General features: G+C 57.9%; 19 protein-coding genes. 10 read left to right on the top strand and 9 right to left on the bottom strand.

What is annotated here, in order from left to right; translation table 11 throughout:
* Positions 1 to 69: 69 nt before the first annotated feature.
* The 3 genes from ACYSMN_RS03305 to ACYSMN_RS03295 all read left to right on the top strand — a co-directional run bounded on the left by ACYSMN_RS03305 (position 70) and on the right by ACYSMN_RS03295 (position 3,030).
* Positions 70 to 1,053: a GlxA family transcriptional regulator gene (locus ACYSMN_RS03305; protein ID WP_488922415.1), complete on the top strand. Its 984-nt coding sequence runs from the start codon at positions 70 to 72 to the stop codon at positions 1,051 to 1,053.
* A gap of 175 nt (positions 1,054 to 1,228) precedes the next feature.
* Complete coding sequence (locus ACYSMN_RS03300; RefSeq protein ID WP_488922414.1) at positions 1,229 to 1,921, top strand: hypothetical protein; 693 nt, start codon at positions 1,229 to 1,231, stop codon at positions 1,919 to 1,921.
* Positions 1,922 to 2,046: 125 nt separating this feature from the next.
* Entirely contained in the window at positions 2,047 to 3,030 is a 984-nt protein-coding gene (locus tag ACYSMN_RS03295) for an ABC transporter ATP-binding protein (protein ID WP_488922413.1), read from the top strand.
* 114 nt (positions 3,031 to 3,144) lie between these two features.
* On the opposite strand, the gene ACYSMN_RS03290 is transcribed toward ACYSMN_RS03295, so the two are convergent.
* From ACYSMN_RS03290 to ACYSMN_RS03275, 4 genes are all read right to left on the bottom strand, one after another.
* Positions 3,145 to 3,627: a hypothetical protein gene (locus tag ACYSMN_RS03290; protein ID WP_488922412.1), complete on the bottom strand. Its 483-nt coding sequence runs from the start codon at positions 3,625 to 3,627 to the stop codon at positions 3,145 to 3,147.
* Between the two features lie 26 nt (positions 3,628 to 3,653).
* The gene (locus ACYSMN_RS03285; protein ID WP_488922411.1) at positions 3,654 to 5,333 is read right to left on the bottom strand and encodes a DNA/RNA non-specific endonuclease; all 1,680 of its coding nucleotides are present in this window, start codon (positions 5,331 to 5,333) and stop codon (positions 3,654 to 3,656) included.
* 18 nt (positions 5,334 to 5,351) lie between these two features.
* Positions 5,352 to 7,085: a type VI secretion system Vgr family protein gene (locus ACYSMN_RS03280; protein WP_488922410.1), complete on the bottom strand. Its 1,734-nt coding sequence runs from the start codon at positions 7,083 to 7,085 to the stop codon at positions 5,352 to 5,354.
* 63 nt (positions 7,086 to 7,148) lie between these two features.
* Complete coding sequence (locus ACYSMN_RS03275; RefSeq protein WP_488922409.1) at positions 7,149 to 7,718, bottom strand: hypothetical protein; 570 nt, start codon at positions 7,716 to 7,718, stop codon at positions 7,149 to 7,151.
* 722 nt (positions 7,719 to 8,440) lie between these two features.
* Between ACYSMN_RS03275 and ACYSMN_RS03270 the strand changes: the two genes are divergently transcribed.
* Positions 8,441 to 9,865, top strand: a complete 1,425-nt coding sequence (locus ACYSMN_RS03270; RefSeq protein WP_488922408.1) for a sensor histidine kinase — start codon at positions 8,441 to 8,443, stop codon at positions 9,863 to 9,865.
* Positions 9,866 to 9,876: 11 nt separating this feature from the next.
* A complete protein-coding gene (locus tag ACYSMN_RS03265) occupies positions 9,877 to 10,275 on the top strand; it encodes a response regulator (protein WP_488922407.1) in 399 nt (132 codons plus the stop codon).
* Between the two features lie 39 nt (positions 10,276 to 10,314).
* On the opposite strand, the gene ACYSMN_RS03260 is transcribed toward ACYSMN_RS03265, so the two are convergent.
* Positions 10,315 to 12,165, bottom strand: a complete 1,851-nt coding sequence (locus ACYSMN_RS03260; protein ID WP_488922406.1) for a sensor histidine kinase — start codon at positions 12,163 to 12,165, stop codon at positions 10,315 to 10,317.
* A gap of 81 nt (positions 12,166 to 12,246) precedes the next feature.
* Positions 12,247 to 12,690, bottom strand: a complete 444-nt coding sequence (locus tag ACYSMN_RS03255; RefSeq protein WP_488922405.1) for a BLUF domain-containing protein — start codon at positions 12,688 to 12,690, stop codon at positions 12,247 to 12,249.
* Between the two features lie 496 nt (positions 12,691 to 13,186).
* Between ACYSMN_RS03255 and ACYSMN_RS03250 the strand changes: the two genes are divergently transcribed.
* Positions 13,187 to 14,188 (top strand): fatty acid desaturase, encoded by a 1,002-nt coding sequence (locus tag ACYSMN_RS03250; protein WP_488922404.1) that lies wholly within the window; start codon positions 13,187 to 13,189, stop codon positions 14,186 to 14,188.
* Positions 14,189 to 14,535: 347 nt separating this feature from the next.
* Complete coding sequence (locus tag ACYSMN_RS03245) at positions 14,536 to 14,811, top strand: hypothetical protein (protein WP_488922403.1); 276 nt, start codon at positions 14,536 to 14,538, stop codon at positions 14,809 to 14,811.
* Positions 14,812 to 14,948: 137 nt separating this feature from the next.
* On the opposite strand, the gene ACYSMN_RS03240 is transcribed toward ACYSMN_RS03245, so the two are convergent.
* Positions 14,949 to 15,269, bottom strand: coding sequence for a hypothetical protein (locus ACYSMN_RS03240; RefSeq protein WP_488922402.1), 321 nt, complete (start codon positions 15,267 to 15,269; stop codon positions 14,949 to 14,951).
* A gap of 235 nt (positions 15,270 to 15,504) precedes the next feature.
* Positions 15,505 to 16,188, bottom strand: a complete 684-nt coding sequence (locus ACYSMN_RS03235; RefSeq protein WP_488922401.1) for a hypothetical protein — start codon at positions 16,186 to 16,188, stop codon at positions 15,505 to 15,507.
* Between the two features lie 498 nt (positions 16,189 to 16,686).
* Between ACYSMN_RS03235 and ACYSMN_RS03230 the strand changes: the two genes are divergently transcribed.
* The gene (locus ACYSMN_RS03230; protein ID WP_488922400.1) at positions 16,687 to 16,983 is read left to right on the top strand and encodes a hypothetical protein; all 297 of its coding nucleotides are present in this window, start codon (positions 16,687 to 16,689) and stop codon (positions 16,981 to 16,983) included.
* 60 nt (positions 16,984 to 17,043) lie between these two features.
* Here the strand turns inward: ACYSMN_RS03230 and ACYSMN_RS03225 are convergent, their stop codons facing one another.
* The gene (locus ACYSMN_RS03225) at positions 17,044 to 17,556 is read right to left on the bottom strand and encodes a hypothetical protein (RefSeq protein WP_488922399.1); all 513 of its coding nucleotides are present in this window, start codon (positions 17,554 to 17,556) and stop codon (positions 17,044 to 17,046) included.
* A gap of 227 nt (positions 17,557 to 17,783) precedes the next feature.
* Between ACYSMN_RS03225 and ACYSMN_RS03220 the strand changes: the two genes are divergently transcribed.
* The gene (locus tag ACYSMN_RS03220; RefSeq protein ID WP_488922398.1) at positions 17,784 to 19,049 is read left to right on the top strand and encodes an AAA family ATPase; all 1,266 of its coding nucleotides are present in this window, start codon (positions 17,784 to 17,786) and stop codon (positions 19,047 to 19,049) included.
* 25 nt (positions 19,050 to 19,074) lie between these two features.
* Complete coding sequence (locus ACYSMN_RS03215) at positions 19,075 to 19,677, top strand: DUF4276 family protein (protein ID WP_488922397.1); 603 nt, start codon at positions 19,075 to 19,077, stop codon at positions 19,675 to 19,677.
* Positions 19,678 to 19,679: the final 2 nt, after the last annotated feature.

Below are 19,679 nucleotides of genomic sequence, written 5' to 3'. Positions count from 1 at the left end.
AAGGCGCGGGTGCAAATGCGACTATCTAGGGGTTGATTGCGACACCACATCGCGCTAGCTTTACTCATCATGAAGCACGTATCTATTCTGGTTCCGCAGGGCGCGGTGTTGGGCAGCATCGAGGGTCCACGCCTGGTTTTATCTGAGGTAAATGCCATGCTCAAGCGCCTCGGCAAGTCGCCGTTGTTCGACATCCACCTGGCTGGTTTGTCGACCGAAACGCTCATGTGCGGGGGTCTGTACACGGTGAGCACCACACTCCGCGCCACCGATATCACTCAAACCGATTTGGTCATCATCCCGGCCCTAGACGGCGACTTGCCAGCAGTGCTCGAAGCCAACCGGGAGTTTGTGCCCTGGATAATCGAGCAGTACAAAAAAGGCGCGGAAGTGGCTAGTCTGTGCATTGGGGCCTTTTTGCTGGCTTCCACCGGCCTTATCAACGGGCGGCAATGCACCACGCACTGGGCCGCCGTGCACGACTTCCGCCGCATGTTCCCGGATGTGGAGCTGGTAGAAGACAAGCTCATCACCGATGAGCACGGCATTTACTCCAGCGGCGGCGCCTTTTCCTACCTCAACCTAGTGCTCTACCTGATTGAGAAATATGTGGGCCGCGAAATGGCCGTTACCTGCGCCAAGGTCTTCCAAATTGATATTGAGCGGGTCAGTCAGTCGGCTTTCATCATCTTCCAGGGTCAGAAAGAGCACGGCGATGAGCTGGTGAAAAAGGCGCAGACCTATATCGAAGACAATTACCAGGAGAAAATAACCGTCGATGAGCTGGCCGATATGCTGGCGCTGGGGCGGCGCAACCTGGAGCGGCGTTTCAAGAAAGCCACCGCCAACTCCGTGGCCGAATACATTCAGCGCGTGAAAATAGAAGCGGCGAAAAACAGCCTGGAATCGTCGCGCGAGAACGTGAATGAGGTGATGTACACCGTAGGCTACACCGACCCCAAAGCCTTCCGCGTGACGTTCAAGCGCCTTACCGGCCTCTCGCCCATGCAATACCGCAACAAGTACAACCGCGAAAAAATCGTGGCTGTGTAAGCTAGTACCCTGGCATGCTGAGCAACGCGAAACATGGGGGTATTGTGTCAGCACGATAGAGCAACGGCAACACACGAGATGCTTCGTTGCTGCTTAATGGGCAGAAGGCTCAGCCGGACGATTCACTAGAAGACGTCCGAGACGCAGCAGACACTTTTTTTCGCCAGCACGCCCCTTGCCAACTACTCCTACCCTTGCGCAACTCGTTGCTAAATTCCGGCATTGGCTGGCGGATACGCACACGCCGGAGCAAATCAGCCAACTGCGCATTGATGATGCTGGCTATCCGGAGTGGAGCGAAATAGAAGCACATTTTGCTACGCTCATAGCGAATGATGAGCTATCCGCGCTGCCTCGGGCCGACCAAGTTAACTTGCTCTATCTAATTGCCCGAAATTGGGACCTCGGCACCATGATAGCATGGCTGTCGCCGAGTTATCCTTTGTCGAATGTTGGCTCATTGAGAGAGATAGACTTCCTGTTACTCGCCAACACGGCTTCTTCTCTCACTGCGGCGGAGTTCAGCGATGCGAGATACCAGTTCGCCGCTTCTTGCCAGAAATTCCCCGAGCTGACTACCGACATCCAACACGTACTGCTGGCTTTTTACCACGACCCGCACCTTTACACCAAAGGCTGCGCGCTAACTGCCCTAGGTAAATTACAGTACCCGCACATGAGAAATCTGCTGCGCGAATCATGGGAAAAGGTGGATGATGAGCATTATAAAATGCGTTGCCTGAGCGTTATAGCGGAGCACATCCGGGACGACGAATTGCTGCAAGAATACCTGGATACGGCTAGTCTTCTGCCCGGCGAGTACCTAGCAGCCTACGTTGCCAAGCTCAGAAAGACCAGCCGCCGATAACTTGTGGGCATTACGAGAGTTCAAAGGAACGTCGAAACTCCTAAGCTGGCGCTCCGACAGCGTCTTCTGAAGCCGCAGTAGTAGTGCTAAACAAACCAATACAACCGCGCAAAAGCAGTCAGCCTATGACGTTTTTACAAGTCTCGGGCATCTCGCTGCGGGAGAGAGGAAATGATGCTTTGCATGCTATCAGCTTCACGCAACGGCCGTTCCAGAAGCTGACCATAGCAGGCGAAACGGGTGCCGGCAAAAGCACGCTGCTGCAAGTTATAGCTGGCCAGGTGCAGCCCGATGCCGGCGAGGTCCGCTTCGATGGGGTCCGGGTGCGCGGGCCGCAGGAAGTGTTGGTGCCGGGCCACCCAGGCATTGCGTATCTGTCGCAGCAGTTTGAGTTGCCCAAGTTTCTGCGAGTCGAGCAAGCGTTGCGCTACGCCAATACCTTGTCGGTAGAGGAAGAGGCTGAGTTGTACGACGTGTGCCGCATTGCTCATCTGGCCACGCGCCGTACCGACCAGCTTTCGGGCGGCGAAAGGCAGCGGATTGCGCTAGCCAGGCTACTGCTCACCTCGCCTCGGCTGCTGCTGCTCGATGAGCCGTTCTCCAACCTCGACCGAGGCCACAAGCAAGAGCTGAAAGCCGTTATCGAAGACCTAGGCGAGCGGCTTGGCATCACTTGCATCCTCGTCTCCCACGACCCGCTGGACACGCTTTCCTGGGCCGATGAAATCCTGGTGCTCCGCGCTGGCCGGCTCGTGCAGCAAGGCCCACCCGCGCAGGTGTACGCGCAGCCAGCCGATGCTTACACCGCCGGCCTCTTTGGTGATTATAACCTACTTACTGGCCCGCTAGGCGCTTCATTCAGCAAGCTCATTGGCAGCAAGAAAAAGGGCAAGCACCTGCTCATTCGTCCCGAGAAACTAACGCTAGGCTCAGCAGAAGGCGGTGGCCTGCCGGGCACCGTGCGGGCCGTGCGGTTTTTCGGCAGCTACTCGGAGCTGGACGTGACGCTACGCGGCGGCCAAGTCACGGTGAAAGCCAGTGCGGCTGAAGTTGCGCCCGGTGCGGCAGTGGCAGTTTCCGTGCAGGCTGCTGATGTTTGGTATCTGTGAGTTCGGTTGGGCAGCTTTACCGGCTACATTCATCAAAACAAGACGGCCGAAGAATCCCAAGGTGGGGGTCTTCGGCCGTCTTGTTGAAAACTCCGACTAAAGCGGTAGCACGAACTAGGAATAAGACTCCGGCTCGTGAAAAGACAGCCCGTGGCGTTTCACGATTTCCTTAAGCCAATCGGGGGTGCTTTCTTCGTCGCGGGGAAATTCCTGGAAGTCAGCAACGAAGTCTTCTTCCGGCACCTCAATGCTGAACGACGGCTCATCGTACTCGAAGTCGATGTTGAATTTTCCGTCGCTCGTGATGCGCAGCTCGGCGGTGTACCATGCGCCCTTAAAAGGAGCTTCCTCGTACATCAAGCGGCGCAGCTTTTCGAAGCTGGGCGTGGCTTGCTCCTCGTACTCTAGGTCGTCGTCTTCAATGAGGTAAAACTCGGGCTTGGCTTTGTACACACCCGTCAGGTAGCTGACGTCTAGCTCGCCAAAAGTGTACAGGTTGCGGGAAACGACGGTGATAGTCTCCCACTCGTTGCTGGGCACGTTGGCCACGGCGAGTTGGCCGATGTGCTGGATAAGTTCTTGGATTTCGTCGGTCATAAGGTCGAAGGAAAGTCTGGCAGCAATTACGGGTTATTGATGGTAAGACGCCTCGGAACACCGTTAATCCACTCCGTTACTTTGATGCTGTTGGGGCGAGAAGTGGTGTTGCCAGCCGAGTAAACCGGATTGATTTTCACTTTCACCGTATCGCCGCGCTGCAGCGCTTTTTGCCACCGGTCTTCCATGCCACCCCAAGTGCCCTTGGGATACTCGTTCACCCCTTTATGGGCCATCGGCACCATGTTCGCGTTGCTGGGGTTGCCGCCAAACTGCTGCCCGATGAGGTGGCCGCCCGCGTCGCCGGCTTTGCGGCCGTCGTTTTTGCCCAGGGTCCGCTGCATGTAGCTGTCGCGGCCGCCCGCTCCTAGCGAGAGGGTGCCGCTGCTTTCCTTGATGCGGCCGAATTTGTCGGTCTTGTACGTGTAGCCATTGCGTACGTAGCTGTGGTTGGGGCGCATGCGTCTTTTCAGCACGCCACCGCCAATATCAACCAGCTCCGTCAATGGGTCGCACTTATTATGAGCCAGCAGCCCAGTGTGGCCCACGAAGTAGGTATGATGATCCTGCACCTCCAGGTTGTAGATCGGAGCCGAAACCTCTTTTTCCGTTACGCGCAGCACGGGAGTTACGGCCCCGTCGGCCCGCAGGAGCAAATTGCCCGGTTTGAGGTCGGCCGCATCTTTCCAGTCTCCGTCCGCGAAAAACCAGTGACCCGGCGTGGCTTCCAGCACTTCACCTACCACTTCTATCTCGCAGAGTGCTTGGCTGTGCGTGGTGTGCAGTTCCAGCACCGGCTTCCAGTCGGCCTGCTGCGTGTGCTCGTTGTACGCCCACACATCATCCCCAACCTGGATTTGTTCGATGGGCACGCGGCCGGCCCGCGTGAGTACCAGCGTACCGGCCGGAAAGCAGGCTCGCACGCACAACTCGGCCGCCGCTTTCCGGGCCGCAAATAAGCTTCTGCGCAGGCCTGATTTCAGGGCCACCGACCGAGCCGCTAATGCGGCCAGCTTCTTTCTAGCGGCCCCGATAACCACCTTACCGCCAGCTCGCATGGCCGCGCGCAAGCCTGCTTTGCCGCCTTGCATGGCCACCGTGGCCGTACCGAAGCTCACCACCCCAGCCGCCACCGATACCGCATCCCAAATGAAAAAGCCGCCGTTGACTACGGCGCCGCCCACGCTGCCCGTTTGCACGCTGTTCACAAAGTCTCGGCCGCTGCCCCAGAGCGGAATAGCTCCTTCCAGCAGCCCCGACTCGCCCACTGCCTTCCGCTCCCGGTCGGCTTGCACCAGGGCATCCAGGCCTTCTTGCCGGGCACTTTGCAGGTGGGCTAGCGTGGCGGCCGAAACGGGTATCTGACCGGAAGTCAAGAACTCAATTTTGCCTTGCCCGGCCGAGCACGTCAGGCACGACATAAACAGCAGCCCCCGCGCCCCGCCTACTTTGGCGGGGTACGTTTTCTGCCAGGGCTGCGGCGCGGGTACGCACGGCACGGGGTTACCACCGGCTTGCTGGGTGAGCTTCTGGCAAATGATAAACGAGGGAATGTTGGCGATAGGCGCGCGGTCCGACTCGTTGCCAGCTACTTTGTCGGAGATTTTCGTTTTGCGCGGAGTGGCTCTGAATGGCGCCGGCACCAAGCCCTGGCTGCACGTCAGTAGCGCCCCGGACACGATGTATTCTAAATCGTCATCGTTCATGAGTGCCGAAGTAGAAGATTACAAATACTGAGAATCAGCGGAATCAACGGTGATTTTGCTGCCCCCGTCAATCATCATTTTATCCGTCGCTACGCCAGATACCACCTCGGCCTGATACTCAAACTTCTTCTTGGCGGCCATCAGGATTTCGCCGCCGGCTTCCATCACGATATCGGCCCCGGCGCTGAGATTGATGGAGCCCGCCGTGCGCAACGTGATGTTGCCGTCTTCCTTGAAGGAGATTTCCAAGGCCGTTTCCTTCTTGTTGCCGTTCGAGATGAGGATACGCTCTTCGCCTTTCTCATCGTGGAAAGTGATTTTGTTGCCACCCTTCGTGCGGATGCTCTTTACGTTGTTGTCTGGGTGGCTGTAGCTGCCTTGCGCCGGGTTTTTGGCGTGGAAGAGGTTGCCTAGAATCAGGGGCTGTTCGGGGCGGTGCAGCTCGTAGCCGATGAGTACCTGAGAGCCTAGCTCGGGCGTAAAGAGCTGGCCTTTGCCGTCGCCGGTGTAGGGCGTGCTCACGCGCAGCCAGCCAGTTTCGGCCAAGTGGGGCTTTTCTACGGGCCAGTGGTAGCGCACCCGCACGCGGCCTAGCTTTAGCGGGTCCTGCAAGTCTACCACATCAGCCAACTCCATTTCCGCCATCGGAGGCCGCACAAACTGGTTGGCCGGCGGCACCGGAATAGAATGCAGCACCCCCGTGAAGGAGTTTTCGTAGTTACCCTGCTCGTCCACGTAGTGCGTGATGCTCGTGATGCGGTACATACCCACGGCATCTGGCTGGAAACTAGCACTGCCTAAGCCCTCGGCCGTCACCTCAATAATGGCTCCCAGCTGCAGGCTAGGATTGTCGCTACGGCCTCGGAGCAGGACGTGCGCGTTGGCGCGGGAAGTGCCCGCCGTTTTGGCTGTCTGGGTGAGGGCCGCAGGTGTTTCCGCGCCAGCCACGGGCTTGCCGTACGAGGGTTGCGAGTACAAGGTGTGCGACTCTTTGAGGGCAAAAGCGGCCAGATGATTGGTGTCTACGCCTTCGGCTTTGGTGCCATTCTCCGCCCGGAAATGCTCATTCTTTTCGGGGTTGTAGACTGCCAATGTCAGCTTGGAGGGCATCACCACCGTTTCCAGCTGGTAGGTGCCCCACACGCCGTCCAGGTACACACTTTGGGGTGGAGTTTGCGCCGGCGTTCCGAATTGCAGCTTTTTACCGTCGTAGTAGCCCCACTCGTGCGCTTCGGACAGCAAGCGAACTAAAAAGTCGAAGTTGCTTTCGTTGTACTGCACCACGTAGGGCAGGGGCGTGTTAGCCGTTTTGATTTCGCCCCGCGGCAATAAATTGGCCGGGTACGGCTGTAGCACTTGTTCTATAATGGCCGACAGCGGCAAGTTGCGGAAAGTGCGTTTTTGCACGCCATCCGTGAGCAGGCAGGTAGGGCTGTGGCCCTTGATGATAAAGGAACCCGTGTAGTCGTTATCGCCGCTCACCACGAGTTCCGTCACGATGCCGGAGAAGGCCAGCTCGTACGGGAAACCCGTTTCGTGGTCCAGGAAGCTCATCGTCAGAGGCTTTCCAATGAGTTCTTGGTGCGCGGTGCGCATAAAGCTTGCCGCCCGGCCTTCCAGATGGTCGAAGGGCACGCAGATTTCGAAGCTATGGTGCGTGTGCACCTCTTGCTGCAAGCGCAGGTAGCGGAAATCCAGAATGGGGATTTTGCGGCCCGAAGGCTGAATAAATACTTGAACTTGACGCGGCATAGGAAAGGAAGGAAAAGAAGGAGTGGAATCGTAAGAAACTCGCCGGTACGCCGTAGAAAGGCTCTATCTCAGTCTCAAAGTAGACCAGCGCAGGTAGTTGGGAAACTTCAGGACGTCCGGTAACTGGTCGTAATTGCGCCAGGCCTCCTGGAATTTGTTCCACCCTTCGTGTACCCCCAGCCAAAGGGTAGTACCCGGCGCAGCGAGTAGTCCCATCAGTCGGCCTATCACCAATCCGGGCCGGCCTAGCGGGGTCCTGCTATACGCCATATCGTACACGTCTTGCCCCCGTAAGCCCCAGCGGCGGAAAACAGCGGCCGTTATATCGTGGCAAAACCAGGTTCCCCAGGCGGTAGGGTGGGAATACGTTTCGTCGATGCCCTGCAGTAGCCTGTTCCACGTGAGCGGAATGTCGCGATACTCCACGGCATTTTTGTTGGGATCTTTATACAGAGCAGCTCCTAGGATGTCGCCCTGTAGCGTGCCCACGTACTGCCGGTTGGCGTACAGGTTGATGCCGGAATGCCCAACGCCTTTGCCGATGCTGAGGCGGGCAACCCAGCGCGTGCCCGGACGATTAAATCCGCTAACGAAAGCCACTGCTTTGGCCTTGGTATTGAATGCGTACGGCATGTTGTGGTGCTTTAGTCTATGACAAAAAAATGACCCACTCCTAGTATCTCTCCGGTGGAGACAAGCAGGCAAAAACGCAGTAGTATGCAGGAAACCGAAGCCTGCCAAGCGGTGGGCAGGTTGGGTGCTAAGCCAGTTGGCGAATGGCGGCCAACCTGGAATAAGGGGTAATTTGATTCTGTAGCGGAACTGTAAAGCAAGTTACGCGCTAGCAGACTAGACTAGATTACAACAGCTTGTTACGTTTTCGGTGCAAGGCACCACTTGGGGCGTTGCGGCGGAAAGCAGTTTCCCCCAAATCAAACAAGGCAGAAAACATGAAATAGCAGCCATTCTCGACAATGTAAAGTGATAAATAAGATGCTTGAGCTTACGCCCAAGACTGCTGGAAAGTTAGAGCATTATTATTATAAAAGGATAGTATGATTAATGAAATAACCTCAACCACTAGTAAAAGCTGTATGCTTACGCAGGAAGAACATACATTCTACCATTACGCACCAGCAGACACCAATGGCGCATTATAGTACCTGCCAGCCGCGCCTCAAAGCTCAAGGACGACGTGTACAAGGAGACTAACCTGGTCTTATTTGGCAGAGAGTGAGGCCCAAGAGTGAATTTTTCAATTTTTACCCCAACTTCAACCACCAAAACCATAGTTGCCCGTATTGTAATGGGTGTTTTAGGTTCAGACGGGCATCAAGGCAGTTGCTTTCACCTTCATGGATAACAATGCGCAGTTAGCAGAGAGCGAGCAGCGGTTTCGGTCGTTGTTTGAGAATAACCCAGACTTGGTTGTGTTCCAGAATGAGAACGGAATCATTTTAGATGCCAACCAAGCTTTTCTTTCGCTTGTGCACAAGACGAAGGAGCAAGTGTGGCATCGGCCTTTGTTGGATTTTTTGCCGCCTCACTTGTGGCCCTTGTTTGAAGAGAAACTGCGGGAAGCGTTTCGGGGCACCAAGGTGCGGTTTGATGCCGAAGTGCAGTTTGCCGGCGCCGAGCCCAAAGTGCTTGATGTTACGAAAGTGCCGCTCATGGAAAACGGGGCAGTACGGGGCATCCACATGGTAGCGCGCGACATTACCGAGGTTTCCGAGTCGCAGAACATCATTCAGCAGCAGGCGCGCAAACTCAATACTATTTTCGAGAGCATCACGGACGCTTTTTTTCTGCTCGACCACGAGTGGCGCTTTGCTTACGTGAACGGCGAGGTAGAACGGTTGCTGCACGTGAAGCGGGAACAACTCGTGGGGCAGCTAATGTGGGATGTGTTTCCGGAGGAGTACGGAGGCACATTTCACCAGCAATATGAGCACGCCATAACTAGTGGCCAAGCCGTGCATTTCGAGGCTTTTTTGGAAAGGGTAGAGCGGTGGTTCGACGTGAAAGCCTCGCCCTCGGAAGAAGGCTTATCGGTGTATTTCTCCGACGTAACGGACCGGGTGAAAGCCCAAGAGGAGCTGTACCGGCAAAACAACGACCTCCAGCAGTTCACTTACATTGTGTCGCATAACCTGCGCGCGCCGTTGGCTAATATCATGGGCCTGGTGGATTTGCTAAGCTCCCTGGACCCGCAATCGGACGACTATCAGGTGACGCTGGTGCATTTGCAAACCAACACTTACCAGCTCGATACCGTACTTCAGGATATGAATACCATCTTGGCGGTGCGAGACACGCAAGATGTAGCTGCTTCGGAACTGGTGCGCCTTGCCGACGTAATTGATCAGGCGCGGCGTACATTGGAAGAGCCGTTGGAGCAGTGCGGCGGCACTTTGCAGGTGGACCTACCCGTGGGGCTGCGCGTGCATGGCAACCGCGCTTACCTCTACAGTATCTTCTTCAACCTGCTTTCCAATTCCATTAAGTACCGGGCCGAAACGCGGCCCTTGCAAGTACACGTGCAGGGCACGGTGAACTCCGAAGACGGCGTGCAGATTTCGATTGCCGACAATGGCTCGGGCTTCGATTTGGCGAAAGCCGGCTCTGATGTTTTCAAACTCTACAAGCGGTTTCATACGCAGCAAACGGGCCGCGGCATGGGGTTATACTTAGTCAAAAATCACGTGGAAGCTATGGGCGGCCACATTGAAGTGAGCAGCCAAGTAAACGTAGGAACCCGCTTTACTATTCATTTACGCTGATGCAGTTACTCATGGAAACCTTACTGATTGACGATAATTCGACCAGCGTATTCTTGACGGAAAGATTGCTAAAGCGCGAAAGTTTCTCGGAGAGTATCCGCTCCTTCTTATCGGCTCAAGAGGCTCTTGGCTACTTAGAAGAGCGGCTTCCGGTACACGTGCCCGAGGTTATCTTCCTGGATCTGAATATGCCCGTCATGGATGGCTGGGAGTTTCTGGAAGCTCTGCTACCCCACGAACCCGCGCTGTCGGACCGATGCCGCATCTACATTCTCACCTCCTCGCTGGCTCCTTCCGATGCCGCGAGAGCCAAGGAGTACGCCCTCGTTTCGGGCCTCATTCATAAGCCCGTGGACACGCAGATGCTACGCACTATCCGGGCCGAGCTGAGTGAGCAGAACGAGCCTTGAGTATGCTTGGCGCGCAGGATGTACGAACGGGGATAAAGCCTATTCCACTACGGCCGCGTGGTTTTGCTCGAACCAATACACGGTGAAGGTGGTGCCCTCGCCTACGGTGCTGGTGGCTTCCAGGTGCCCGCCACGACTATCAACCACCCGCTGCACCAAATAGAGTCCGACGCCCGCGCCCGCTACCTGGGGGTGCTGCCGCTCAAACAAATGAAACGCCAGCGCCCCGCTCTCCGGTAGCTCCATTCCAAGCCCATTGTCCTCAAGGATGAGCTGAGGATAGCCCGCCTCGGACCAGGTACTCGTGACTCTAATGTGTAAGGCGCGGTTGGGATGAGCAAACTTGAGGGCATTGCTGAGCAGGTTGTGCAGCACGCTCCGCAGGTTGGCCCGCCCGTAGTCGAGCGTGGGAGCCGCGGCCACATTCAGCTCCACGGTGGCCTGGGCTTCCTGGACCTGGGTGCGCAGTCCAAGCAGCACTTCTTCGGCCACGCTCCGCAAGTCGAGGGTTTCGGTGGGCGCCGATAGCTGGCGCTGGTCCTGCACGGTGGCGGCCAGTTCCTGCAAGGTTCCATCAAGCTGGCGCAGGGCACCGTCTACCATTTCGAGCAGCATTTCCTGGTCGGGGTCTTGGAAGGAGGCGGTGCGGCGCAGCTCCTCGAACAGACCGCGCAGGTTGAACAGCGGCTGTTTCAGGTCGTGGGAGGCGGTATAGACGAAGGTATCCAGGTCGCGGTTGGTGCGGGCTAGCTCGTCGTACTGGGTTTGGAGCACTTCGCGCAGGCGGTGCTGGTCGTCCACGTCGGTGCAGGCCCCGAACCAGCGGGGGCCGCGGGCATCGGCCAGCTGCCGGGCCCGAATGATGTGCCAGCGGTATTGCCCATCGTGGCGGCGCATGCGGTAGAGGCCCTCGTAGTCTTGGCCAGAAGCCACGCACTGCACCCAGCGGCGGGCGGCGGCGGCTTGTTCGGTGGGGTCGAGCAGGGCCACCCAGCCGGTGGGGCCTAGCTCCTGGGCCGTGAGGCCGGTGTACTCGGCGGTGTGCTGGTTGTAGTAGTCGATGAAGCCGTCGGCGTTGGCTGTCCAGATGAGCTGGCGGATGCTGTCGGCGAGGAAGCGCAGCTCGGCCTCGCCGCGGCGCAGCACTTCGGCCAGCTCGCGCTGGTCGTGCACTTCCGTGACGGCGCCGTGCCAAAACACAGGCTTGTCGGGGGCGTGCAGCTCGGGCAGGGCGCGGCTGAGCACCCAGCGATATTGGCCATCGTGGCGGCGCAGGCGGTACTCGTAGCTCCAACCCACGCCCCCAGCCCGGGCCGCATCGGACTGGTAGAGCACGCGCAGCCGGTCGTCGGGGTGAATGAGCAGCGGCCACATGGCATTGAGGTCGGCGGTGGGCGGCTGGCCAGTGAAGTAGTACCACTGCGGGCTTACGTACTCAAAGTGCCCGGCGGCATCGATGGTAAAGGTGATTTGCGGGGCCGTTTCCGTAAGCACGCGCAGACGGGCATCGAGGCGGCGAGTTTCGAGGGCCAGCTCATGGGCGCGTTGGCGAGCCTGCTCCTGCCCCGTCACATCAACGGCAAACAAGAGCAGGCCCAGCGGCTGGTCCTCGTCGTCGTGCAGCGGTTCTAGGGCTAGGTCGAAGTAGCGCGGCGTGGCGGGGCCGCCAGCCACATCGGCTAGGGGCAGGGCGTACGCCTTGGCCACGTAGGGCCGCCCAGACTGGTAGACCTGCCGCATCACCTCCAACAAATCGGCCGATAAAGCTCCCGGATGCTGGGTCAGGGGCTGGCCTTCGAGGGTTGCTCCTCCTAGCAAGGCCTGCATAGCCTCATTTACGAAACCATAGCGCAGCTCCGGCCCCAGTAGGGTGGCAATACCCGCAGGCATATGCCGGAGAATATTCTGAAGCTGCTGTTCGCGCATAGGTTGGAAATAGAGCAGAGGAAGGAGTACGGTGATACGGGCGGCTTATTCTTCCGGATTGGTTACTGGCCCATCGTGGCCAAATACGGCCTGCCGTACCAAGTCTACCAGCATGGCGTCGGCGATGGTGAGCGTGGCGGGAGTAGGCGGCATCTGCTGCGGCAGGAAAAAGCCTTGCAGGGTGCTGAAGGCCGCAGACTTGAGCGGATGAAATGCCATAGACCAGTCGGGAAAGCTGCGGACATTGATGGGTTTGTCGGCCAGCTTGGTCACGTTGGAGTGGCGGCCATCCCGGGTTATCTTCTCGTAGATCGGCTCTAGCACGGCGGGGTCGCCTTCCAGCAGCTGGGCGATGTTGCCGTGGCTGTAGAACAAGACCCCCGTGATGTTATGCTGAGCATTGTCGCGGCGACACTGGGCTAACAGTTCCTGCAAATCCTGGTCGGAAAGCGGCCGGACGGCGCGGCTCATGTAGACAATGTGGTTCATCCTAACGCTACGACTGAAAATGAATGTTCTGGCGGCTAAGCAGCGGGTGCCAGGCAAAGTTCCAAGATACGTGCGGTAGCTGACGAGGTTGGGCGCGCAAGCTCCTCGGTGTCTGGCCGGGGAAGCCTCGGAGCAGCTTTGAGTCACGGTTTAGCGCTAAATTCGGCGGTCTTAATTGGCCATCTACTTTCCTTTTCTTCGCGGCAGAAACCTCGACGATACATTCTTCATTCCCTGCTGACAAGTGGCACAGCGCGTCTTCTTTCGACGTTTTTGCTTCGCTGGTTCAATCTCTTGGCGCTAGTGTAGGCTGTATAAACGAAGAGCCGGTTCAAAATCGTGAGGTAGTTGAGGGAAATAAGTTGTTGCGTGATTCGGGCAGAAACCATTCGAAAAGCTGAACTTTACAACGGAAGTGGGGTTACGGAAAACCTGCCTTCTTCACCTGCTTTGCCAAGGTGCCGAGCCTGTCTATTTGTTGTTAACTACGTACCCCATGAGTGCAAAACCAACTGCCTTCCTTGAAGTAGACACCACGGAGCCCCACCGGATCCGGACGCGCCAGATTGTGAAGGCGCACCCCGAAGTGCGTCACCTCATGACCCGCACCCCGGCCACTTTCCTGATTGGGCTGGCCTGCGTGGGTGCGCAAGTGCTGCTGGCCTATCTGCTGCGCAACCAGGCGTGGTACTGGACGCTGCCGGTGGCGTACTTGGTGGGGGCATTTTTGTCGCACACCTTGTTCGTGGTGATTCACGAGGCGGCGCACAACTTGGTGTTTAAGAAAGTGTGGCAGAACGCAGCGGTAGGTATTATTGCCAACTTCCCTTCGGTGCTACCGACGGCTATTTCCTTCAAGAATTTCCACCTCAAGCACCACGTGTTTCAGGGAGTGCACGAACTGGACGCTGACCTACCGGACTGGTACGAGGCGCGGCTCATTCAGAACTACTCCATCGGCAAGGCCATCTGGCTGTTTTTCTTCCCGCTGTTTCAGGTGATACGCACCGTGCGCTGCCGGGAAGTGGCGGCCGTGGACCGGTACGTGGTGGCCAACTTTGTGGCGCAGGTGGCTTTTGATGTGGCCATCGTGTACTTCTTCGGCTGGACGGCCATGCTGTATCTGTTTCTGAGCTTCTGGTTTTCGGTGGGGCTGCACCCGCTGGGGGCGCGCTGGATTCAGGAGCACTACCTCACCCTCGACCTCAGCCAGGAAACCTACAGCTACTACGGCCGCATGAACGGCATCAACCTCAACGTGGGCTACCACAACGAGCACCACGACATGCCTTCTATTCCGTGGAACAACCTGCCCAAGCTGAAGGCCGTGGCGCCGGAGTTCTACGAGCCGCTGCTGCACCATACGTCCTACACCAAGCTGTTTTTCCGTTTCCTCTTCGACCAGGAAATCAGCCTTTTCTCGCGCATCACGCGCAAGAGCCGCGGCAAAGCCACGCTGGCCGACAACTCGACGCCGGATTTGCAATTGGTAAAGTAACCATCCGCTGCCGTTTCACGGCGTGTCAGTAGCCCCTACACCCCAGGCCACAGTAGTGCGGTGGGGGGTAGGGGCTACTGCTTTCGGTACTATCCTGTCGGCTGGGCGGCGCACTTAGCTACTATCCAACAGTAGCGGGGTCGCAACGCAAATGTGCTTCTTTACTTGAGCACAGATTTCTAGAAATAGAGCTGTTGACTGTGGGCCGTTTTACGGCGGCTAATTGCCTGAAAAGGCTTCTACAAGCTCAGGTGTAAGGATAATACGGAAAGGGTGCGGGTCAACGCGGAGGTTTCTGCCTGCGTAGGAAGGCAGTTTAATCACGTACCGTTTTAGCCCCTTGACTCATGGCTCAATCCGAAAATTCAGCTGCTCGCTCTGGCTGGGTATCCCCCCCCGGCGGCCTCTCGCCCATTCCGAAAGAAGAGCTTTTCCGCGTGCTCGACGAGGAGAACATCGAACTGGAGGACTTACCCAACAAGGCCCAGCACCTGGCCGAAAAGATCCGCGCAACCTACGAAAAGTCATCCGGGACGCAATTGCAGCCGGGCGACATGGACGCGTTTGCGGCGCTGGTAGCGCGCGAATCGACGGAGTGGCTACAGCGCCGGCCGCACGTTTAAGCGGGGCTAGGTCTTGGGGCGGCTCTAGAGTTGTTGTACGGATTATAGCGCGAAGCTCCGGGCAGCAGAAGCCCAGAACCAACAACGGCCGCCCCAAATAGGGCGGCCGTTGCGTTGAGAGAGGGTTAGCGCGGGGCTTACTGCGGGCTGGTGGTGGTAGTCGTGGATTTGGTGCGGTGCTTTTTGGTGCGGTGCTTGCGCATCTCCTGCTTGTCGCTGCTGGGGCTCGTGGAGCCGCTAGTGGTGCCCGTGGAGCCGCTGGTGGTGCCGGTGGGCTGGTCGCTGGCGGGCTGGGTGTTGCTGGCGGGCAGCGTGCCGGTGGAACCTGGGGGCTGCGCGGGCGGCGACGACTGCGGGCTCATGCTGCCATTGACGGTGGGCGTGCTGCCGGGGGTGGTTTGGGCGGAAGCAGCGGTGGCGCAAAGGGCCAGAGCGGCTACGAGGGCTAGCGTTTTCATAGAAGTGGGTCGAGTGAAGAGTGAGTGCCACGCACGGGTGCGTGGCTGGTATACGGGGGTTGGTAAGCTGGTGTTCAGTCGGAGATGTATGAGGCTAGAGCTACAGCTCCCCTCCTTTTTTGAAGGAGGGGTTGGGGGTGGTAAAATCGTTGAACGAGTACTAGCTCTAATTTTCTAGTTCTAGTCAACCACCCCCAACCCCTCCTTAAAAAAAGGAGGGGAGCTAGTTTCTAGCTTATTGCTTCTGCTCTGGTTTGGTGGGGCGGGCGGCGCTGTTGATGGTTTGGCGGGCCGATTGGTAGGCGGTGTAGAAGGCGGGCTGGGTGCGCTGGTAGCGGAGCAGGTACTTGTCGAGGCGGTTGCGGAGGATGTTGTTGGCTTCGCGCAGGTCGGCGGCGAGGCCGTTGGTGGCGGCTTTGGCGGTAGCACGCGACGTGCGAGGAACGGCCTGGGCCTGCTGGAAGGTGATGAGGGCGGCGTCTAGGGCATCGAGTTCGGCCTGGGTTACGCCTTGGGTTTGGAGCGCCGTGAAATGCTCGGTGGCGCGGGTGTGAATGTTGCGAGCAATGCGCAGCAAGTCGTTGTCGACCTGGCGGCGGAGGCTGCGCTCGGTGTAGTCGGAATCGGTTTGCAGGGTGAGGTTGTCGGTAGCATCGGCGTGGGCGAAGAGGGCGGCGGCCGTTTCGGCGGCCAGCTGCGCCAAGTTGTTTTTCACCTTCTTCTTCACGGCACCGGGCTTCTGGGCGCTGGCCGCGAGTTGCTGCGTTTCGGCGGTGGGGTCGAGGTCTTCCACCAAATCGGCGACGCGGGCCCGATCCTGAATCAGGGATTGGTTGGCAGTAGTGAGGTCGGCGTGCTGATTGAGCACGGCCAGAGTGGCCTGGAGCATGGTGAGCCGGGCGCGTTGGAAATCGTTCATGCTGATAAAAGGTTAAGGGCTACAGAGGAGCTAATATAGGGGCATTATAATGCCATAATATTATTTGGCCCACATATTTTCCCGCTCACCTGGCAGGCCCGACTACAAGGCTGGCAAAGCCCGCTACAGGAGTGACATGAGTTGCTACAGCCCCGTCATGCCCGGCTATAGAGGTGGCAAGCCCCGCTATAGGGGCGTCATAGAGCACTACAGCCCTGACATGCTTCGCTACAGGGGTGGCAAAGCTCATTACAGAGGTGACATGCTTCGCTACAGGAGTGGCAAAGACCATTATAGGAGTGGCAAAGACCATTATAGGGGCGTCATAGAAGGCTACAGGGATGACATGCGCCGCTACAGGGGCGGCAAGAATCTTGAGGACAAGTGCGAGCGGACGTTGCCGCCGCAATGGGTCGTATTCTGCGGGGGCGACCTTCCGTGGGCGGCCTGCTCCTACCCTGTTCTAGAATTTCACGCCCACACATCTTTCCTGACTGCATGAAAAAGCTAGCCTACTTCCTGAGCTGCCTGCTGGTGCTGCACAGCCTCCCAACCATGGCCCTGGCCGACGCCCCCACCGTAGTGGTGGTGCGGACGTTTGAAACCTACAAAACGATTCGAGTTTGCATATCGCGGGGGACTGCCGCGCCCGAAGTGGAGGAGTTTCAGACCAGCTCGGGTAAGCGCTACAATGAGGAGGCGGCCCTGGGGTATCAGCGCGTATTAGCCAAGCTCTATGAGCAGGGCTACGTATTGCAGAGCACCTTTCCGGGGCCAGCTGGCCCCAACCACTAGCAGCACGCTGGTTTTCATGAAGGCCGCGAAACCGTAAGCGTGGGTACTGGTTGGCAGCCGTTAGCGGCCGATTTCCATGATACCAGGTTCCACCACAACCCGCCGCCGGAGCGGCAGCAGGAGCAACAAGACTCCCGCCGCTACCAATAAGCCGCCTACAACAGCTAGCCGCACCGCCAGAGGCCATGATTCCAGCGGCCAGCGGAGCAGCGTAAGGCCGGTGTGGACCACTTCGCTCGTGTAATAGTGGGTTCGGGAGCTTAGGATGGCGGCGGCCAGCAGTAGCACCGGAATCAGCCAGCTCTCTCGCTGTTGCCACACCACTAGGGCCGAAAGCAGGCAGCAGACTACGATAGACAGAAACCCGGCATACAGCGGCTCGGTCTGAAGTTTGAACGTCATCTCGGCGAGTGTGTACTGTTGGGGCAAGTCGTCCAGACCTTCCATACCGTGTTGCTGGTAAGCCTCGATGATATCTACTGCTCGGATAATCTGCAACTGCCGTGCTCCTAGCACCAGGAAAGGAATGGCCAGAAAGTGTTGTGCGAACAGGCGCCAGTTGATGCGTTTCATAGGGTGGATAGGGAGGCAGATTCTACTGCTAAAGAAAGCACCTTGCAGCTTGCGGCCCGCCGCCATCGGCTTCGAGCAAGTACGGATGGTGTACCGAGCGCGCCATTAGCAGCACCGTGCCGCGTTGAATCCGAAGCCCTTTGAGTACCTGCTGTGGCTGCGCGGGTACGTGCTTCGCCTACATTCTTGCAAACGCCCGTACTTTGTGGCAACCACTGCCTTGCCTCATGCCCGACACCGCCGCGCCCCTCGGCTACCCCCGCCTCACCTACTTGCGCATCAAAAACTACCGCGCCCTGCGCGACGTGGAGCTGCGCGACCTGACGCCGCTCACGGTGTTCATCGGCCCCAACGGCAGCGGCAAATCCACCATCCTCGACGCGCTGGCGTTTCTGGCCGAAGCAGTGAGCGGCAATTTGCAGCAAGCCTGGGAGAAGCGGAACCGTTTTGCGGGGATGAGGACGCGGGGCCAGGAGGGGCCGATTGAGTTTGAGGTAGAAATTTTGCTGGATTTTAGCACACGTCCTCTTCTGTATCTTATAGTGTTAACTGAGTATGATGGACAAGTACATATTCAAGAGGAGCAACTTTGTATAAAAGAAGCTGATAAAGTCTACCCATTATTTGTAGTTGAAAAAGCGCAAGAGGATACTACCAAGTGGATAACTCTTTTCAAAGGCAACCCGGCTTACGAGCAGCTAGCAGGTGAAGATTCTGACAATTCAGATATCAGGCTTAATGTCAAGACAGATAATTCATTGTTGCTTTTATTTAATAGTATTCAATTCAAAGGACCTTTAAAGGATGATTTTGTAAGTCCTTTCGTGGCATTACTTACCTCCTACCGCTACATCCACCTCACTGACGACCACCTGAAAGGCTACTCCGATGCCGGGCCGCGGGAGAGACTGTCGGCGAATGGGGACAACCTGCCCAACGTGCTGTACTACCTGCACACCAAGCACCCGGAGGCGCTGGCGCGCATCACGGCGCAGCTACGGCGGTGGGTGCCACAGTTGGCGGAGGTCGTAACAGAAATAACTTCCGATGAGCGGCTGTTGCTGCGTTTCAAGGATGCGCCGTTTGAGAAGCCGCTGCCGGCGCAGTATATGTCGGAGGGCACGATGCGGCTGGCGGCCCTGCTCACGCTGCTCTACGAGCCCAACGCCACCGGGCTGCTGGGACTAGAGGAGCCGGAAAACGAGTTGCACCCGCGCCTGCTGCCGCGCCTAGCCGAAGAACTCATCAAAGCCACCGAGACGCGGCAGCTGCTGGTCGCTACCCACTCGCCCTTTTTGCTGGATGCCTTGGAGCCGGAGCAGGTCTGGATACTGCACCGAGGCGAAGATGGCTACACGCAGGCCACCCGCACCGCTGATATTCCGCAGGTGAAGGAGCTGGTAGAAGACGGCTCACCGCTGGGCTACCTCTGGACCAGCAATTTCTTCCGCCTCGGCGACCCGCTGGCCCCCCCTACCCCAGCCGCTCAGTAGCCCCGCCCGTCAGCGGCCGTTCGTTATGCACATTGAGTTTTTACTGGAAGAACAATCGGCGGAAGCGGCGCTACAAGGATTGCTGCCGAAACTGCTGCCGCCCCATGTTACGTGTCACTGCCATCCGCACCGGGGCAAAACCGACCTGTTACAGCGTCTGCCCGGCCGGCTCAAAACCTACGCCCGCCAGTTTCCGCATCAGCCCGAGTTGCGGGTCGTTATCTTGATGGACGCCGATACGGATTGTAAGCGGCGCAAAGCCGAACTGGAAAAGGTGATAGCCGAGGCGGGCCTGCCAACTAAAACCACCGCCGGCCCCAGCAAGCCGTTCCGCATCATCACCCGGCTGGCTGTGCAGGAGTTGGAAGCCTGGTTTTTCGGCGACCGGGAAGCTATTCAAGCCGCGTATTCCCGCGTGCGCCCTCAGCATTTCAGCGGTCTCCCCCACAATCCCGATGCTATTGCCGATACCTGGGAAACACTGTGGCGCGTGCTGCAAAAAGGCAACTACTACCCCACCGGCAAAGCCAAAATAGAATGGGCCGAAACCATTGCCCTTCATATGGACCCGGCGCGCAATACCTCACCCAGCTTTCAGTATTTCCGGGAGGGGTTGGCTCTCCTGTGACA

This window comes from Hymenobacter sp. M1-2, assembly GCF_057808495.1.
The sequence above is the reverse complement of the archived record's forward strand: the minus strand, read 5'-3'. Positions and strand labels throughout refer to the sequence as shown.

Bases quoted from the DNA above. Each gene is read 5' to 3' on its own strand.
- ACYSMN_RS03305 (WP_488922415.1), top strand. From the start codon at position 70: ATGAAGCACGTATCTATTCTGGTTCCGCAGGGCGCGGTGTTGGGCAGC.
- ACYSMN_RS03295 (WP_488922413.1), top strand. From the start codon at position 2,047: ATGACGTTTTTACAAGTCTCGGGCATCTCGCTGCGGGAGAGAGGAAAT.
- ACYSMN_RS03290 (WP_488922412.1), bottom strand. From the start codon at position 3,627: ATGACCGACGAAATCCAAGAACTTATCCAGCACATCGGCCAACTCGCC.
- ACYSMN_RS03285 (WP_488922411.1), bottom strand. From the start codon at position 5,333: ATGAACGATGACGATTTAGAATACATCGTGTCCGGGGCGCTACTGACG.
- ACYSMN_RS03280 (WP_488922410.1), bottom strand. From the start codon at position 7,085: ATGCCGCGTCAAGTTCAAGTATTTATTCAGCCTTCGGGCCGCAAAATC.
- ACYSMN_RS03275 (WP_488922409.1), bottom strand. From the start codon at position 7,718: ATGCCGTACGCATTCAATACCAAGGCCAAAGCAGTGGCTTTCGTTAGC.
- ACYSMN_RS03270 (WP_488922408.1), top strand. From the start codon at position 8,441: ATGGATAACAATGCGCAGTTAGCAGAGAGCGAGCAGCGGTTTCGGTCG.
- ACYSMN_RS03265 (WP_488922407.1), top strand. From the start codon at position 9,877: ATGGAAACCTTACTGATTGACGATAATTCGACCAGCGTATTCTTGACG.
- ACYSMN_RS03260 (WP_488922406.1), bottom strand. From the start codon at position 12,165: ATGCCTGCGGGTATTGCCACCCTACTGGGGCCGGAGCTGCGCTATGGT.
- ACYSMN_RS03255 (WP_488922405.1), bottom strand. From the start codon at position 12,690: ATGAACCACATTGTCTACATGAGCCGCGCCGTCCGGCCGCTTTCCGAC.
- ACYSMN_RS03250 (WP_488922404.1), top strand. From the start codon at position 13,187: ATGAGTGCAAAACCAACTGCCTTCCTTGAAGTAGACACCACGGAGCCC.
- ACYSMN_RS03245 (WP_488922403.1), top strand. From the start codon at position 14,536: ATGGCTCAATCCGAAAATTCAGCTGCTCGCTCTGGCTGGGTATCCCCC.
- ACYSMN_RS03240 (WP_488922402.1), bottom strand. From the start codon at position 15,269: ATGAAAACGCTAGCCCTCGTAGCCGCTCTGGCCCTTTGCGCCACCGCT.
- ACYSMN_RS03235 (WP_488922401.1), bottom strand. From the start codon at position 16,188: ATGAACGATTTCCAACGCGCCCGGCTCACCATGCTCCAGGCCACTCTG.
- ACYSMN_RS03230 (WP_488922400.1), top strand. From the start codon at position 16,687: ATGAAAAAGCTAGCCTACTTCCTGAGCTGCCTGCTGGTGCTGCACAGC.
- ACYSMN_RS03225 (WP_488922399.1), bottom strand. From the start codon at position 17,556: ATGAAACGCATCAACTGGCGCCTGTTCGCACAACACTTTCTGGCCATT.
- ACYSMN_RS03220 (WP_488922398.1), top strand. From the start codon at position 17,784: ATGCCCGACACCGCCGCGCCCCTCGGCTACCCCCGCCTCACCTACTTG.
- ACYSMN_RS03215 (WP_488922397.1), top strand. From the start codon at position 19,075: ATGCACATTGAGTTTTTACTGGAAGAACAATCGGCGGAAGCGGCGCTA.